Source organism: Kitasatospora sp. NBC_01287 (genome assembly GCF_026340565.1).
GTDB lineage: Bacteria > Actinomycetota > Actinomycetes > Streptomycetales > Streptomycetaceae > Kitasatospora.
In genome coordinates this window covers 1,207,413-1,222,968 of sequence record NZ_JAPEPB010000001.1, presented here as the reverse complement: position 1 = coordinate 1,222,968, position 15,556 = coordinate 1,207,413, and the positions used below count along the sequence as shown (strand labels likewise).

Here is a 15,556-nt window from a genome sequence, read left to right as displayed (position 1 = left end):
GTGCTGTGCGGGCCGTTGGCGCGGGTCAGGGGGAGCCACAGGCGGCGGAGATCTCGGCGGTGGTGGCGAGCAGCTGGGGCAGCAGTTCCAGGACCTGCTCGTAGGGGAGGACCAGATCGGGGACCGAGAGCGAGGCGGCGGCGACCACCCGGCCGGTCGCGTCCCGGACCGGGGCCGCCACGCAGTTCATGAACGACTCGTGCTCGGCCCGGTCCTGCGCCCAGCCCTGCTGCTCGACCTGGGCCAGCTCGGCGAGCAGGGCCTTCGGGGTGGTCAGCGTGCGGTCCGTGAAGGGTGTGAACTCCAGCGTTCTGACCAGAGCCTGACGCTCGGTCAGCGGCAGGTCGGCGAGCAGCACCTTGGCCACCGCCGCGCAGTGCATCGGCACCGGCAAGCCGATCCTGGAGTACATCCGCACCGGCTGGCGGGACTCGTACTTGTCGATGTAGACCACCTCGCCACCCTCCAGCGCCGCCAGGTGCACGGTCTGGCCGGTGGCCGCGCTCAGCTCGGCCAGCCGGGGGGCGGCGGGGCGGCGCACCGAGCGCTGCTCCAGGGCGCGGCTGGAGAGGGCGAACAGTCCGGCGCCCAGGTGGTAGCGGTAGGCGCCGTCGCGGTAGACCAGGCGCGACTCCTCCAGGCTCTGCAGCAGCCGCAGCACGGTGGTCTTGTGCACGCCGATCAGCTCCGCCAGCTGGTCCAAGGAGCGCTCGCCCTCGGCCAGTTCGGTCAGCAGCGCCAGGGCGCGGCCCACGGTCCGGCTCATCGGTCGCCGCCCACGGGGGAGTCGACGCCCGCCGGGCCGACGCGGGTGTCCGCCCACTGGCGCTCGGTGGCCGCCAGCAGCGCCGCGACCAGGTCGGGAGCCGGCAGTGTGCCCTGGTCGCCCGGCGAGGTGAGGGCGGTGGCCGCCGCGAGGTGGCCCAGGCGCAGCCGGCGGCGCTGGTCGAGCTCGCGCAGGGTGCCGGCCAGGTAGCCGGCGGCGAAGGCGTCGCCCGCGCCGGTCGGCTCCACCACCTCGACCCGCAGGGCCGGTTCGGTCACCTGGCGGCCGCGGTGGTCGAGGGCGGTCGCGGTGTGCTCGGCGTCCTTGACCACCAGGGTGGCGGGGGCGGGCAGCAGGGCGCGCAGCGCCACCGGGTCGCCGGTGCCCAGGGCCTGCGCGGCCTCGTCGGCGCCCAGCAGCACCAGGTCGGCCGCCCCCAGCAGCTCGGGCAGCACCGCCGGATCGCGCCGCTGCCAGAGCGCGGGGCGCCAATTGAGGTCGAAGCTGACCAGCCGCCCGGCCCGGGGCGCCGCGAGCAGCGCGCGCAGCAGGGCCAGGCAGCTGTCGGAGAGGGCGGCGGTGATGCCGGACAGGTGCAGCAGGCGGGCGCCTGACAGCAGCGCGGCCGCGGCGGGATCGGCGAGCAGCTCGGGGCCGAGCGCCGCGGCGGCAGAGCCGGTGCGGTAGTAGTGCAGGCGGCTGCTGCCGGGCCCGAGGTCGTGCGGGTGCTCGCCGGCGCCGCCGACCTCCTTGACGTACAGGCCGGTCGGGCGCGCCGGGTCGACGGCCACGGCCGAGGTGTCCACCCCGTGCGCGGCCAGCTCGGCGAGCAGGCGGCGGCCGAAGCCGTCCGCGCCGATCCGGCTGAGCCAGGCGGTCGGTATGCCGAGGGCGGCCAGTGCGCAGGCGACGTTGGACTCGGCGCCGCCGACCGTGCTGCGGAAGCCGCCGACGGTCTCCAGCGGGCCGGGGCGGTCCGGGAGCAGCGCGGCCATCGACTCGCCGAGGCAGACCGCCTCGGGCGTGGTGGGTGCTGGGGCTGCGGCTGTCACCAGGTGCCCTCCTTCGGTGGCTGCTGTTCGGTGACCGATGTTCGCGTCGACCGAGGTTCGCGTTGACCGCTGTTCGTTGACCGTTGTCGCCCCGCATGTTAGAACGGCGGCAGCAGTATACGCAATGGAGGTTGCATGCAGTGCAACTCCCCAGGTCAGAATGGGTGGTGGCGAGGCATGGGGCAGTCGGCCGGGGTGTCAGGGTTGCCAGGGGGCGCGGCGGGGCCGACCCCGCCGGCGATCGATCCGGCCCGGGTGGCCGCACTCGCCGACGAGCGCCTGGACTGGCGGTTCAAGGCCGTGCCGCCCGCGGCCTGGGGCCTGACGGTGCGTCGGTATCTGGCCACCGAACCGACGCTGGACCAGTTCGCCACCCCGCTGCTGACCCTGGACGCCGGTGCCCTGGCCCACAACCTGCGCACCATGGCCGACTGGTGCGCGCGCGCCGGTGTCGCGCTCGCCCCGCACGGCAAGACCACCATGGCGCCGGCGCTCTGGCAGGCCCAGCTGGACGCCGGCGCCTACGGGATCACCCTGGCCAACCTGCCGCAGCTGCGGGTGGCGCGGGCCTTCGGGGTGCGCGAGGTGCTGCTCGCCAACTCCCTGCTGGACCCGGGTGGTCTGGCCTGGCTGGCCGCGGAGCTGGCGGCCGACCCGGGGTTCCGGTTCAGCTGCTGGGTGGACTCGGTGGCGGCGGTGCGGCTGATGGACCAGGCGCTGCGGGCGGCCCGGGCCGCGGCGGGTCCGCAGGGTGGGGCCGGAGTCGGAGTTGGAGTCGGAGCCGGAGCCGGAGACGGGGCCGGGGGCGGGCGGCCGGTCGAGGTGCTGGTCGAACTCGGCGGCCCCGGCGGGCGGACCGGTGCCCGGGACCTGGCGACCGCGCTCGACGTGGCGCGGGCGGTCGCGGCGGCGCCGACCCTGCGGCTGGCCGGGGTGGGCGGCTACGAGGGCGCGCTCGCCCATGACGCGACCGGCCCCGGGCTGGCCGCCGTGCAGCGCTACCTGGAGCGGCTGGTGGAGCTGCACGACGAGCTGCGCGGCGCGGGGCTCTTCGCGGCGGGGCGGCGGGTACTGGTGAGCGCGGGCGGCAGTGCCTACTTCGACCAGGTGGCCCAGGTGCTGGCCCCGCTCGGCGCGCACCCGGACACCACGGTGGTGCTACGCTCGGGCGCCTACCTGGCGCACGACGACGGCTTCTACCGCGCCGTCTCCCCGCTGGTCCGGGGCGGGGGCGCGGGCGCGGCGCCGTTCCGGGCGGCGCTGCACGGCTGGGCGCGGGTGCTCTCGCGGCCGGAGCCCGGCCTGGCGCTGCTGGACGGCGGCAAGCGCGACTTCCCCTACGACGAGGGCCTGCCCGAGCCGCAGCAGGCCAGGGCTCAACTCGCGCTTCCTGGGAGGCCCTTGCACGGCGTGGTGAGCGCGCTCAACGACCAGCACGCGTTCCTGCGGGGGAGCGACGCCGAGGTGGGCGAGGTGGTCCGGCTCGGGCTCTCGCACCCGTGCACCGCCTTCGACAAGTGGACGCTGATCCCGGTCCTGGACGACGCGTCGGCGGCCCGGCCCCGGGTGGTCGACCTGGTGCGGACCTTCTTCTGATGGCCGATCTGCTCTTCCGCGGCGCCACGGTGGTCGACGGCACCGGCGCCGACCGCCGCCGGGCCGACGTGCTGGTGCGAGACGGTGTCGTCGCCGAGCTCGGGCAGAAACTGACGGCTCGTCACATCATCGATTCCGAGGGCCTGGTGCTCGCCCCCGGTTTCATCGACATGCACAGCCACTCCGATCTGCGGCTGCTGCTGGAGCCCGGGCACCCGTCCCGGGTGACCCAGGGCGTCACCTGCGAGGTGCTCGGCCAGGACGGCCTCTCCTACGCCCCGGTGGACGATCGCACGCTGCCCGAGCTGCGCCGCCAACTCGCGGGCTGGAACGGCGATCCGGCGGACTTCGACTGGAGCTGGCGCACCGTCGGCGAGTACCTGGACCGGCTGGACGGCCAGGGCACCGCCGTCAACGCCTGCTACCTGGTGCCGCACGGCACGCTGCGCGCGCTGGTGCTCGGCTGGGAGCGGCGGGCGCCGAGCGCGGCCGAACTCGACCGGATGCGCGCCCTGCTGGCCCAGGGGCTGAGCGAGGGCGCGGTGGGCCTGTCCAGCGGACTCAGCTACCCGCCCGGGATGTACGCGCGGACCGAGGAGCTGACCGCGCTCTGCGCGGTGGTCGCGGAGCACGGCGGCTACCACTCGCCGCACCAGCGCTCCTACGGCGCCGGCGCGCTGGCCGGGTACGCGGAGATGCTGGAGATCTCGCGCCGCTCCGGCTGCCCGCTGCACCTGGCGCACGCCACGATGAACTTCGGGGTGAACGCCGGGCGGGCCGGCGAGCTGCTGGACCTGCTGGACGCGGCTATCGCGGCGGGGGCCGACGTCACCCTGGACAGCTATCCGTACCTGCCGGGCTCCACCACCCTGGCGGCGCTGCTGCCGAGTTGGGCGGCCGAGGGTGGCCCCGAGGCCACCTTGGCCCGGCTGGCGGACCCGGGCGCGCGGGAGCGGATCCGGGTGGACCTGGAGGAGCGCGGCAGCGACGGCTGCCACGGCGTGGTGGCGGACTGGCGCACGGTGCAGATCGCCGGGGTGCGGACGGCCGGGCTGGTGGGCGCGGTCGGGCGCACCGTCGCCGACCTCGCCGCCGAGCGCGGCCGCGGCGGCACCGAGGTCTTCTTCGAGCTGCTGCGCGCCGACGAGTTGGGCACCACGATCCTGCAGCACGTCGGCCACGAGGAGAACGTGCGCGCGATCATGCGCCACCCCGCGCACACGGTGGGCAGCGACGGGCTGCTGGTGGGCGCGCGGCCGCACCCGCGGGCCTGGGGCACCTTCGCCCGCTACCTCGGCCACTACGTGCGGGAGGCGGGCGTCCTCACGCTGGAGCAGGCGGTGGCCCGGATGACCGGCCGGCCCGCCGCCCGGCTGCGGCTGGCGCGTCGCGGCCTGGTGCGGCCCGGCCACCACGCGGACCTGGTGCTCTTCGACCCGGAGACGGTCGCCGACACCGCCACCTTCGAGCAGCCGCGCCGCGCCGCGACCGGGCTGGCGCACGTCCTTGTCAACGGTGTCGCGGTGCTGCGCGACGGCCGCCCCACCGGGGCGCTGCCGGGGCGGACACTGCGGCGCGCCCCAGGAGGAGAGACCCGATGACCTTCCAGCAGCTACTGGCCCGCGCCCGGGTGATCGCCGTGGTGCGCGCACCACTGATACCCGACGCCGCGGCGCTCTGCGCGGCCCTGGTGGCCGGCGGCATCCACTGGGTCGAACTCACCTGCACCACACCGGAGGTGACCCGCCACCTGGCCCGCGCGGCCGGGGCGGGCACCGGGGCCAGGCTCGGCCTGGGCACCGTGCTGAGCGCCGAGCAGGCCGAGGCCGGGATCGAGGCCGGGGCCGAGTACCTGGTCACCCCGGGCTGCCGGGCCCCGGTCGCCGAGGCGGCCCGGGCGGCGGCGGTCCCGGTGCTGCTCGGCGCGCTCACGCCCACCGAGGTGGCCCACGCGGTGGACCTGGGTGCCGCCGCCGTCAAGGTCTTCCCCGCCCGCGCCTTCGGACCCGGCTACTTCAAGGACCTGCACGGCCCTTACCCGGGCCTGCCGCTGGTCGCCTCCGGGGGCGTCGACGCGGCCAGTGCCCCCGGCTACCTCGCGGCCGGCGCCGTCGCCGTCTGCGCCGGCGGCGAGGTGGTCCCCGCGGCCGCCGTCGCAGCGGGCGACTGGCCCGAACTGACCCGCCGGGCCGCCGCCTTCATGGCCGCTCTGGCGAGCTGAAGGCCCGGCGGGCGCCGGGTCAGAGCTTGGCCAGGAACGCGTCCGCGATCACCTGGTAGCCGGTGTCGTTCGCGTGGATGTCCCCGCGCGACATGTTCGTCCAGGTCATGATCCGCGCCACGTCGAGCGGCACCTGCTGCCCGGCCAGCGGCACCAGCGGCAGCAGGGAGTTGGTGCTGAACGCGCCCGCCACGTCCGCCGTGGGCACCCCGTGCACGGCGTCCACGAAGCCCAGGGTCCCGTTCAGGGTGTCGGCCAGCGGGACCGACAGGCCGGCCAGCACCTTGCCCTGGGTGCCCGTCATCCAGGCGGCCAGGAAGGGGTCGTAGAGGTTCATCCCGACGAACCTGGTGTGCGGTCCGGCGGCGGCCTTGAGTCTGCTGAGGATGGTGCCCAGGTCCCAGCCGGCCGTCGCGATGCCCTTGGCGGCGCAGGCGGCGTCCAGGCTGCCGCCGGTGGCGCAGCCGTCCACGTTGTTGGCGCCGATGTCCAGGGTGACCGTCAGGTCGTCCCCGTGGTGGGCCTTCAGGTAGGCGACGGCCGCGTCCAACTGGGCGCCCGCGTAGGGGTGCGGGTACGGGCAGCCGCCGTTGATCATCGAGCCGGTGGTCTCGCCGGGGCAGCCCAGGTCGGTGAAGGAGAACGGGTGGCCCGCCCGCTCGGCCCGCTGCCCCAGGGTGCTCGCCAGGTCCTGGGCGTAGCCGTGGCCGACCTCGGAGCCGCCGCCGGGCAGCGTCTGGTAGCCGGCCGCGAGGGAGTCGCCCAGGGCCAGGTAGTAGCGGGTGCTGGGCGCGCTCGCGGCGGCGGCGGGGCCGGCGCAGAGGCCGAGCAGAGTGGCGCCGAGCGCGGTGGCGCAGGCCGCCGCGCGCAGGCGGCGGCTGAGACGAGAACGCATGAACCCTCCCGGGTGACCCGGCGCGGCCCGGATGGCGGCGCGCGGGTCGGATCCGGCGAGGTTACTGCCTGGTAGTGGCCAGGGTAAGGGGTGCGGAAGGCCCAGTTCTCAAGATCGGCGAATCGTGACCGGAGCCGCCGCTAAGCGTGACCGGAGCCCGGGGAACCGTGGCCTGACGCGGGCGAACCGTGACCGGAGCGCCGCGAACCGTGACCGGGGATCAGGGAATCGTGACCAGGCCCAGGGCGATCAGGTCCGCCAGCGGCTCGGCGATGCTGCAGGTACCGAAGCCGGTGAAGGCCGCCCGCGCGGCGTCCACCTGCGCCGCGCTCAGGTCCGCCGCGTTCTCGGCGAGCACCGCGCCGTCCCGCTCGCGCAGCAGTGCGGCCAACTCGCCGTGCTCGGCGCCGTCGAGCGCCGCGTGGGTGGCCAGCAGCACGTTGAGGAAGCCGTGGTGCTCGAAGCCGGTGGCCGGGTCGTCGTGCCGCAGCGCGTGGTGCAGGCCGGCGGTGCACTTGAAGGACAGTCGCCGGTAGACCGCCGCGTAGAGGAAGGAGGCCAGCTCCAGCTCCCCGGGGAAGGCGTCGTGGCTGGTGCCGCCGGTGCGGAACTTGGCGCGGTAGGGGCTGCCCTCCAGCTCGTCCAGCGCGAGCAGCAGCTCGGGGCCGCGGGCCACCTCGACGGCCGCCACCACCCCGGGCGCGTGTTCGGGCAGCAGCTTGTCGAGCGCGGTGCGCACCTTGCGCACGCCCTCGGCGGCGGTGCCGTCCCGGTCGGCCGGCACCTCGATGGCCGTCAGCCGCAGCCGCGGCGCGGCCGCCACCGCGCGCAGCGCCGGCTCCAGGCCCGCGCTGCCGTCCGGCACGATCAGGCCGATCGGAAGGCCGCCGGTGCCCAGCCGCTGCCCGAGCGCGTCCGCCTGGTCCGCGACCGCGTCCACCTGCTCGGCGAGGGTGCCGATCCGCCCCGCGCCGCAGAGGAAGGGGCCGACCAGCGGCGCGTACCAGGAGGAGCGGTGCGCCAGGTGGGCGGGGACGGCCTGCGGGAGCGGCAGGTCGCCGGGCGGGAAGATCGCCGCGTCGTCGCAGAGCCCGGCGAAGAGCGGGGGGATCACGCTCTGGGGGGCCTGAGGGATCGTCATCGGTGCTCGTCCTTCGGGGTCGCGGCGGGGCACGGCGATGTGCCCCTGTCAGCCGAGCCTGCCGCAGGTCGCGGGGGCGGGGCAAGGGGGTCTGGTGGCGGGCGGGTGACACGCGCCGAACGAGTGAGAATGCGACCGCCTGGAGCGGGGAGGCGATAGCTGTAAGCGCGAACGCGCTGTCACCGAAAGCGCGAATTCGTCACTGGAGGTAGTCATGCGGGTCTCTCCCGCCCTGAACCGCGTCCGCCCGCGCACCGCGGGCCTGCTCGGCGCGGCCCTGCTCGCCCTGCTCACCGCCGCCGCGGCGCCGGCCGCGACGGCCGGCGCGACCGGCGCCCAGGAGGTGCGGATCGACAGCACCGGCAGCGTTTCGGCGGACGGCACGGTCACGCTCACGGGTAGTTACCGCTGCCTGAGCGGGGGCGCGGTCTTCGTCAGCAGCAACCTGCGGATCGGCGACGAGTCGCGCAACCTCGGCACCGGTGTGCGGGCCGCCTGCGACGGTGCCTCGCACCGCTGGAGCAGCCGGGCCAAGCCGGAGCAGCTCGACGCCAAGCCGGGGCCGGCGCAGGCCGAGGCGACCTTGGTGCATCTGACAGAGGGATCCCTGGTGCCGATGCCGGAGTTCCTGGCCGTCGGCCGGCAGGACATCACGCTCGTCGCGGACGGTGCCTGACCGCCCGTCGCCATCGCGCCGCAGCCGGACTGACGCCACGTCAATCGCCGCCGGGGGCTGGCGAAGCGGCGCCCGGCCGGGATTCCCGGGGGCGCGGAATAGCGCCCCCGGCGGACCGCATCGCTATACAGCCCGAATGAAGAATATGACCGGAGGGGCCGACCATAATGCAGCCTCGGGCGAGAAGCCTCAAATGAAGCTCAAATATTGGTCTGGACTAATCCGGGTGTAAGTGGTCAACCGCATCGGCGCCGCTGACCTGCGGCGATCCTACGCTCCCCGGACACTCTCAGGCTCGGTGCGATCAGCTGAATTTCAGCCCCAAAGGGGGCGTGCGCCAGCCCGTGAACGTAACTATTCGGCCGAGGGGTCTTTGCAGATCCTTAATGGCCCGCTAGCGTTCACCGCACTCTCACCCGCCATCTTTGAAGAGGGTCCCCACACATGGCAGTTGTTGACAAAATAGCGTCGTCGGGCACCGGTTCGGGCACCAAGCTCCGCCGGGACATCGGGCTCGTGGGCCTGCTCTGGGCCTCGGTCGGTTCGATCATCGGCTCGGGTTGGCTCTACGGCGCGAAGAACGCGGTGGTGGTCGCCGGTCCCGCGGCCGTCATCTCGTGGGGGATCGGGGCCGTCGCCATCGTGCTGCTCGCACTGGTCCATGCCGAGCTCGGTGGCATGTTCCCGGTCGCGGGCGGTACCGCGCGCTACCCGCACTACACCTTCGGTGGCCTGGCCGGGATGAGCTTCGGCTGGTTCTCCTGGCTGCAGGCGGCCACCGTGGCGCCGATCGAGGTGGAGGCCATGATCGGCTACGCCGGTCACTGGAGCTTCGCGCAGGGCTTCCTGCACGCCGACGGCACCCTGACCGCCTCCGGCTTCGCGGTGGCCGTGATCCTGATGGCCGTCTTCGTGGCGGTGAACTTCCTCGGGGTCCGCCTGCTCTCCAAGACCAACAGCGCCGCGACCTGGTGGAAGGTCTTCATCCCGCTGGTGGCGATCTTCGTGCTGGCGTTCACCAACTTCCACCCGAGCAACTTCACCTCGCACGGCTTCATCCCGTACGGCGTCAAGGGCGTGCTCGGCGCGATCAGCACCAGCGGCATCATCTTCGCGCTGCTCGGCTTCGAGCAGGCCATCCAGCTCTCCGGTGAGAGCAAGAACCCCAAGCGCGACATCCCGCGGGCGGTGCTCGGCTCGGTCTTCATCGGTGCCGCGATCTACACCCTGCTGCAGATCGTCTACATCGGCGCGCTGCCCGGCAGCTCCTTCGTCAAGGGCTGGGCGAACCTCGCCTACGAGGGCATCAGCGGCCCGTTCGCCGGTCTGGCCACGATCATCGGCCTGGGCTGGCTGGCCTGGGTGCTCTACATCGACGCGCTGATCTCGCCCGGTGGCACCGGCCTGATCTACACCACCTCCACCTCGCGCATCTCCTACGGCCTGAGCCGCAACGGCTACGCCCCGCAGCTGTTCGAGCGCACCGACAAGCGCGGTGTGCCGTGGTTCGGCCTGCTGATCTCCTTCGTGACCGGCGTCGTCTGCTTCCTGCCCTTCCCCAGCTGGCAGCAGCTGGTCAGCTTCATCACCTCGGCCAGCGTGCTGATGTACGCCGGCGCTCCGCTCGCCTTCGGCGTGCTGCGCGGTCGGCTGCCCGAGCGCGACCGCCCGTACCGCCTGCCGCTGGGCAACGTGGTGGCCCCGGCCTCCTTCGTGGTCGCCAGCCTGATCATCTACTGGTCCGGCTGGAACACCCTGTGGCGCCTGGGCTTCGCGATCCTCTTCGGCTACCTGCTGCTCGGCGGCTACGCCCTGTACGCCACGCTGAAGCGCCTGCCGAACGCGCCGCGGATGAGCTGGAAGGCCGCGCAGTGGCTGCCGGTCTACCTGATCGGGCTGGGCATCATCTCCTACCTGGGCGGCTTCGGCGACGGCTCGCAGAACGTGCTCAAGCTCGGCTGGGACATCGTGGTGATCACCGCCTTCTCGCTGGGGATCTACTACTGGGCCCGCGCCGTGGCGCTCCCGGCCGAGGAGATCCAGCGCAACATCGAGGACGTCGAGGTGGTCGACGAGGGCGGCCACTGACGGTCCGTCAAACCCCCTGTCAAAACCCCTGACCCACGCCTCGGGCCCGCCACCGGAACCACTCGGTGGCGGGCCCGAGGCGTCGTCGTAGCATGCCCGGTATGACGAGTCAGACGAGTGACCTGATCCCCGAGGGCGTCGGCCGGACGGCCGTCGGCGTGGCCCGGGCCCGAGCCGTGGAGAGCGCCCGGGCCGACCGCCTCTTCGACGACCCCTACGCCGCCGCCTTCGTGACCGCCGCCCACGGTGGGAACCCGGCGCCACCGCGCGCCAACCCCACGCCGGCGCTGATCGCGCTCGCCCGCCACCTGGTGATCCGCACCCGGTTCTACGACGACTACCTGCTCACCGCCGCCCGCGAGGGCTGCGTCCAGGTGGTGGTGCCCGCGGCCGGGCTGGACACCCGGGCCTTCCGGCTCGACTGGCCGTCCGGCACCCGGGTCTTCGAACTCGACATGCCGCCGGTGCTGGCCTTCAAGGAGCGGGTGCTGGCCGAGCAGGGCGCCGTCGCGCCGGTGCCGCGCAGCGTACTCGCCGCCGACCTGCGCGAACCGTGGGCGGCGGTGCTCACCGCGGCGGGCTTCGACCCGGCGGTGCGCAGCGTCTGGCTGGTGGAGGGGCTGCTGGTCTACCTCGGCTCGGCGGAGGTCACCGACCTGCTCTCCACCATCGGCGAACTCAGCGCCCCCGGAAGCCGGTTGGGCCTCACCCACGGGCGCGGCAAGCAGGAGGGCGGCGATCCGCAGGGCCCGCGCCCGGAGGAGAAGGCCCAGGAGCTGGGCCTGGAGGTGAGGTTGATGACCGACCTGTGGCGCGGCGGCCTGGACGAGGACCCGGTCGACTGGCTGGCCCGGCACGGCTGGCGGGCCGAGCGCCACGACCGCGCCGAGCTGGCGGTCGGCTACGGCCGCCCCGCCGACTACGTCAGCCAGAACCATAGCTTCATCACCGCCGAGCGCACGGGCGGGCCGGAGGCCGCGCGGCAGGCCGCACAGTAGGGCTCGCAGTAGGGCGCGCAGCGGGCCGCACAGTAGGGCGCCCACACCAGCGGTCCGCCGCCGGTGTGGACCGCCCACATGTCAGCCGCGCCCCGCCGCCCCTACGGTGGCGGGGCGCGGGCCGATCGGGCCCTCACCAGTGGGGAGTTGACGCGGCATGCGAGCTCGGTACCGATGGCTGCTGGCGATGCTGCTGGCCCTGGCCGGCCTGGGCACGGGGGTGCTGCCGGCCGCGGCGGCGGTCCCCTCCTACCTGACCCTGGAGGCCGGTTACACCGGCGTGCCCAACGGCTGGGACCACGTGGAGCGCTACCTGGACAGCACCCCCGGCTTCCACCAGGAGCAGTACCCTCCGGACGGCCGCGGCGACCAGGACGGCCAGCGGCTGACCTACTTCAACAACGTCAAGGAGCCGTTCTCCGGCCGCTTCCTGCTCTACTCCGCGCCCGGCTGGAACACCGGCTCGCACCAGGTGCCGGTGCTGCTGGTGCACGGCGCCAACGACAACCCCGACCGCGCCTGGGCGAACCCCGGTGAGTCCGGCGGCTACGGCTGCGGCACCACCCCGTGCCCGAGCACCGGCATGATGCAGTACCTCTCCTCGCGCGGCTACCGGGTCTTCGCGATCGGCTTCGCGCAGAAGCAGGGCGACAACCTGATGCAGGCCCAGGAGGTCGGCGACGCGATCGCGCTGATCCGGGCGAAGCTGAACGTCCCGCAGGTGGACCTCATCGGCTGGAGCAAGGGTGAGATGTCGGCCCGCGCCTACGTCTCCTCCCTGGCGCCGAGTTGGGGCCGCCCGTACGCCGGCGACGTGCGCAAGCTGATCACCCTCGGCGGCCCCAACGGCGGCTACGACTACCCCTTCGCGCACGGCTGGGCGCACGACGTCAGCATCTGGCCCCAGTGCGGCGGGACCGTCAACGCCCCGGCCCCGAACCTGGACATGACCTGCTACGGCACCTACACCGCGCATCCCGAGTTCGCCTTCACCCCGACCGCCGGCTACGACGACTACCCGGGCCAACGCCAGATGCTGGCCCGCTGGGACGGCACCTACGGCGTGGACGAGACCCAGCAGGACTGGTACACCACCTACTACGGCGGCCAGGGCCTCTACACCTACACCAGCGGCTCCGGCATCCAGTCCGCCATCGACGCCGGCTCGCTGGTCGCCCCGCTGCAGCAGGCCGGGGTGCCCGCCTCGGTCAGCACCTACCTGCTGGCCGGCGGCACCCCGAACGTGCTCGGCATCTTCAACGAGGACCGCGGTCCCAGCGACGGGGTGGTCTTCGAGGCGAGCGCGCTGGACACCGCGGGCATCGGCCACGTCGCGGGGACCGCGCTGATCGCGGGCGCCAACCACCTCGAACTCGGCTGGAACGGCGCGGCTTGCGCGCAGGTCGCCGGCTGGCTGAACTGAGCGGAGCAGCCCGATGCCGAACATCACCACCGCCCGACTGGCCGTCCACTACCGCGAGGTCCCCGGCCGCACCGGTGAGCCCGTGCTGCTGGTCCACGGCAACGTCTCCGACAGCTCGTTCTGGCAGCGCACCATGCTCGACCTGCCCGAGCGCTACCGCCCGATCGCCCCCGACCTGCGCGGTTTCGGCGCCACCGAGCCGCTGCCGGTGGACGCCCGGCGCGGGGTGCGGGACTACGCGGACGACCTGCTCGCCCTGATCGAGGCGCTCGACCTGGGCCGGGTGCACCTGGTCGGCTGGAGCCTGGGCGGCGGGGTGGCCCTGCAACTGCTGCGCGACCACTCGGCGCTGCTGCGCTCGGTCACCCTGGTCAACCCGGTCTCCCCGTACGGCTTCGGCGGCACGCACGGCCTCGACGGGCGGCTCAACGCCGCCGACGGGGCGGGCTCCGGCGGCGGCGCGGCGAACCCGGAGTTCGTCCGGCGGCTGGCGCTGGGGGACGCCGGGGACGAGTCGCCGCTGTCGCCCCGCGCCGTCTTCACCGGCTGCTACGTCGCCGGCCCGGTGGCCGGCACCGATGACTGGGTCGCCGCGATGCTCACCACCCGCTGCGGCGAGGACCACTACCCGGGCGACAGCCGCCCGAGCGAGAGCTGGCCCGGCTTCGCCCCGGGCGCCCGCGGCGTGCTCAACTGCCTGGCCCCGAACCACTTCCGGTTGGCGGACCTGGAACTGGTCGACCCCAAGCCGCCGATCCTCTGGGTGCGGGGCACCGAGGACGTGATCGTCTCGGACACCTCGCTCTTCGACCTCGCGCACCTGGGCGCGCTCGGCGCGGTGCCCCACTGGCCCGGCGAGGAGGTCTGCCCGGCCCAGCCGATGGTGGCGCAGACCCGCGCGGTGCTGGCCCGCTACGCCGCGGCGGGCGGCAGCGTGCGCGAGGCGGCGGTGGCGGGCGCGGGGCACAGCGTGCAACTGGAGCGGCCCGAGGAGTTCCTCGCGGAGCTGGTCCGGGTGCTGGCCGGGCCCGTCTCCGGCTTGCCGGGTGTGGGGTGACGGCTGCTGGACTGAACAGCGCCGGGCGGCCCCGCTGGGAGCCGCGGCCGCCCTTTTGACGCACCGTCAGCCAGCGGCCGCACCGTAGATCTCGCTCGAGATTGACCAGTAACGCCATTGCTGCAGAACGCTCTTGGCTGACATGATCTGCTGGCCTGGCGGGGGATCCACCTGGCTCGGCAGGACTGTGCCAAGTAGCCCGGAGCTGTCCTGGCTGCAGCGCGCTGCCTGCCGGTCGAGCACGGGGGCGGCCTGGCCGCCTCGTGGACAAGGGGCGGAACATGGGATTCATGCGGCAACTTCCTGGCGCAGCCAGGCGAATACCGACGCTGCTGATCGGCCTCGGACTGGCCTCGAGCTCGTTCTGCCTGGCCGGCGCTCCGACCGCGTACGCGAATACTGCGACGCCGGGGACAACATCGGCTGGACTGTGGCACAACTATGCGATCGGCTTCGACACCAGCCACGGACCGTACTATGGGATCGGAGTCAGCCGCAACGACACCTACATTCCGGTTGGACCCGCGAGTGACTGCACCACGAGCGCCTTCAGCCCACCTGTGGTCTACCAGACCCAATGGGTCCTCATGACCTCCGATGCGCAGAACTGGGAGGAGCTCGGCACCTCGCATCGCTGCAACTACCACGACTTCTGGTACTACGGCTACGGACTGTCTGGCGCCTGGTACCCGGTGGGAACGAGGAACGAGCAGTACATCGGGTCCCCTGCCCGGCACCGCTTCAGCATCTGGCGCGACGGCAGCAACACCTGGCACTACGAGGTCGACTCCACTGACCTGGGGACCGACTACTGGGCGACCTCCGGGGCGCAGATCAGCTTCGGGCTGGAAAGCTACGACCCCAGCGCGTCCACGGTCGGCACCGACTATGCCGGCATCTCCTTTCTCAACAGCGCGGGCGGCAGCACCTCGATCAGCGGCCAGGGCGGCGTCGACATAGGCACCAACATGTGCGGCACGTGGAGCGCGAACAACACCACGTGGTGGGCCGGAGAAGGCTCGGGGTGCGGCTTCGGGAGTGCCGCCAGGACACAGTCGTCGACCGTCCAGGGCACTCCGGCAGCGGCGGACTCGTCGCAGGCAGCGCTCCCCATCGCCGGGCCACTGCGAGCCGGCGGCGGACTGAGCACCGCGGCGGTCGCCACGAGCTGCGCAAGCACCGCCAAGTACGGTGCAGCGGTGTGGGGAACCACCGGCGCGGTCACCAGTGCCTACGGATCCACCGCCAAGGCCGTCAACGCGTGGAAGAGTCGAGACTTGGCCCGCAAGGGCAAGGAGCTCAGTCCCGCACAGGCGGACGCAGATGGTCCGGTCGCTGTCTGCGTGATCTCCGGGACCTACGCGATTCCCGCGCCGCTGCCGGCCGGTGGTTCCGCGGACCAGGCAGCCGGTTACGACCTGGCTGTCGTCACCGTCGACAGCCACGGCAAGGTCACGCCGTTCGCCTACGGGAACGCCATCACCCTGGCCGACCTGCTCACCCCGCCCCCGGCGGGCTGACAGCTGGGTGAAGCAGTACGCGTCCCGGCCTGCCGACCGCCACGGGCGGCCGGACTGACGCCATGACGGCCGGTCAATGGACTGCCAGCTGACGATCCGTCAGGTCGACCGTTGGTACCGCGC

The 15,556-nt window shown here is 73.4% G+C and carries 13 protein-coding genes; 9 read left to right on the top strand and 4 right to left on the bottom strand.

From position 1 onward, the window contains the following. Positions 1–25 precede the first annotated feature (25 nt). A complete protein-coding gene (locus tag OG455_RS04950) occupies positions 26–766 on the bottom strand; it encodes an IclR family transcriptional regulator (RefSeq protein ID WP_266290593.1) in 741 nt (246 codons plus the stop codon). After that, positions 763–1,818, bottom strand: a complete 1,056-nt coding sequence (locus OG455_RS04945; RefSeq protein ID WP_266290591.1) for a sugar kinase — start codon at positions 1,816–1,818, stop codon at positions 763–765. The genes OG455_RS04950 and OG455_RS04945 overlap by 4 nt, the downstream gene beginning before the upstream one ends. Positions 1,819–1,995: 177 nt before the next feature. On the opposite strand from OG455_RS04945, the gene OG455_RS04940 reads away from it, so the two are divergent. From OG455_RS04940 to OG455_RS04930, 3 genes are read left to right on the top strand one after another with little or no spacing between them, the layout of a single operon-like run. After that, complete coding sequence (locus OG455_RS04940) at positions 1,996–3,414, top strand: alanine racemase (RefSeq protein WP_266290589.1); 1,419 nt, start codon at positions 1,996–1,998, stop codon at positions 3,412–3,414. Continuing rightward, a complete protein-coding gene (locus tag OG455_RS04935; RefSeq protein ID WP_266290587.1) occupies positions 3,414–5,015 on the top strand; it encodes an amidohydrolase family protein in 1,602 nt (533 codons plus the stop codon). Before OG455_RS04940 ends, OG455_RS04935 begins: the two co-directional genes overlap by 1 nt. Continuing rightward, on the top strand, positions 5,012–5,635 hold the full coding sequence (locus OG455_RS04930) for a bifunctional 4-hydroxy-2-oxoglutarate aldolase/2-dehydro-3-deoxy-phosphogluconate aldolase (protein WP_266290585.1): 624 nt from the start codon (positions 5,012–5,014) through the stop codon (positions 5,633–5,635). Before OG455_RS04935 ends, OG455_RS04930 begins: the two co-directional genes overlap by 4 nt. Positions 5,636–5,654: 19 nt before the next feature. Here the strand turns inward: OG455_RS04930 and OG455_RS04925 are convergent, their stop codons facing one another. Both OG455_RS04925 and OG455_RS04920 read right to left on the bottom strand, forming a co-directional pair. Further along, positions 5,655–6,530 (bottom strand): SGNH/GDSL hydrolase family protein, encoded by an 876-nt coding sequence (locus OG455_RS04925; protein WP_266290583.1) that lies wholly within the window; start codon positions 6,528–6,530, stop codon positions 5,655–5,657. A 220-nt stretch (positions 6,531–6,750) separates the two neighbouring features. Then, positions 6,751–7,671 (bottom strand): hypothetical protein, encoded by a 921-nt coding sequence (locus OG455_RS04920; protein WP_266290581.1) that lies wholly within the window; start codon positions 7,669–7,671, stop codon positions 6,751–6,753. 214 nt (positions 7,672–7,885) lie between these two features. On the opposite strand from OG455_RS04920, the gene OG455_RS04915 reads away from it, so the two are divergent. The 6 genes from OG455_RS04915 to OG455_RS04890 all read left to right on the top strand — a co-directional run bounded on the left by OG455_RS04915 (position 7,886) and on the right by OG455_RS04890 (position 15,433). Beyond that, a complete protein-coding gene (locus OG455_RS04915) occupies positions 7,886–8,347 on the top strand; it encodes a DUF6299 family protein (protein ID WP_266290579.1) in 462 nt (153 codons plus the stop codon). A gap of 444 nt (positions 8,348–8,791) precedes the next feature. Beyond that, on the top strand, positions 8,792–10,435 hold the full coding sequence (locus OG455_RS04910; protein WP_266290577.1) for an APC family permease: 1,644 nt from the start codon (positions 8,792–8,794) through the stop codon (positions 10,433–10,435). A 101-nt stretch (positions 10,436–10,536) separates the two neighbouring features. Continuing rightward, positions 10,537–11,433, top strand: a complete 897-nt coding sequence (locus OG455_RS04905; RefSeq protein ID WP_266290575.1) for an SAM-dependent methyltransferase — start codon at positions 10,537–10,539, stop codon at positions 11,431–11,433. Between the two features lie 157 nt (positions 11,434–11,590). Next, positions 11,591–12,856 carry a triacylglycerol lipase gene (locus tag OG455_RS04900; protein WP_266290573.1) on the top strand — a complete coding sequence of 422 codons (1,266 nt, stop codon included), beginning with the start codon at positions 11,591–11,593 and terminating at the stop codon, positions 12,854–12,856. Positions 12,857–12,869: 13 nt separating this feature from the next. Next, positions 12,870–13,913, top strand: a complete 1,044-nt coding sequence (locus tag OG455_RS04895) for an alpha/beta hydrolase (RefSeq protein WP_266290571.1) — start codon at positions 12,870–12,872, stop codon at positions 13,911–13,913. A gap of 281 nt (positions 13,914–14,194) precedes the next feature. Further along, a complete protein-coding gene (locus OG455_RS04890; protein ID WP_266290569.1) occupies positions 14,195–15,433 on the top strand; it encodes a hypothetical protein in 1,239 nt (412 codons plus the stop codon). The last annotated feature ends 123 nt before the right edge of the window (positions 15,434–15,556 follow it).

What these genes read in the sequence shown, in the direction of transcription:
- OG455_RS04950 (WP_266290593.1), bottom strand. Translation starts at nt 766, where the DNA reads ATGAGCCGGACCGTGGGCCGCGCCCTGGCGCTGCTGACCGAACTGGCC.
- OG455_RS04900 (WP_266290573.1), top strand. Translation starts at nt 11,591, where the DNA reads ATGCGAGCTCGGTACCGATGGCTGCTGGCGATGCTGCTGGCCCTGGCC.
- OG455_RS04930 (WP_266290585.1), top strand. Translation starts at nt 5,012, where the DNA reads ATGACCTTCCAGCAGCTACTGGCCCGCGCCCGGGTGATCGCCGTGGTG.
- OG455_RS04890 (WP_266290569.1), top strand. Translation starts at nt 14,195, where the DNA reads ATGGGATTCATGCGGCAACTTCCTGGCGCAGCCAGGCGAATACCGACG.
- OG455_RS04935 (WP_266290587.1), top strand. Translation starts at nt 3,414, where the DNA reads ATGGCCGATCTGCTCTTCCGCGGCGCCACGGTGGTCGACGGCACCGGC.
- OG455_RS04920 (WP_266290581.1), bottom strand. Translation starts at nt 7,671, where the DNA reads ATGACGATCCCTCAGGCCCCCCAGAGCGTGATCCCCCCGCTCTTCGCC.
- OG455_RS04910 (WP_266290577.1), top strand. Translation starts at nt 8,792, where the DNA reads ATGGCAGTTGTTGACAAAATAGCGTCGTCGGGCACCGGTTCGGGCACC.
- OG455_RS04905 (WP_266290575.1), top strand. Translation starts at nt 10,537, where the DNA reads ATGACGAGTCAGACGAGTGACCTGATCCCCGAGGGCGTCGGCCGGACG.
- OG455_RS04940 (WP_266290589.1), top strand. Translation starts at nt 1,996, where the DNA reads ATGGGGCAGTCGGCCGGGGTGTCAGGGTTGCCAGGGGGCGCGGCGGGG.
- OG455_RS04925 (WP_266290583.1), bottom strand. Translation starts at nt 6,530, where the DNA reads ATGCGTTCTCGTCTCAGCCGCCGCCTGCGCGCGGCGGCCTGCGCCACC.
- OG455_RS04895 (WP_266290571.1), top strand. Translation starts at nt 12,870, where the DNA reads ATGCCGAACATCACCACCGCCCGACTGGCCGTCCACTACCGCGAGGTC.
- OG455_RS04915 (WP_266290579.1), top strand. Translation starts at nt 7,886, where the DNA reads ATGCGGGTCTCTCCCGCCCTGAACCGCGTCCGCCCGCGCACCGCGGGC.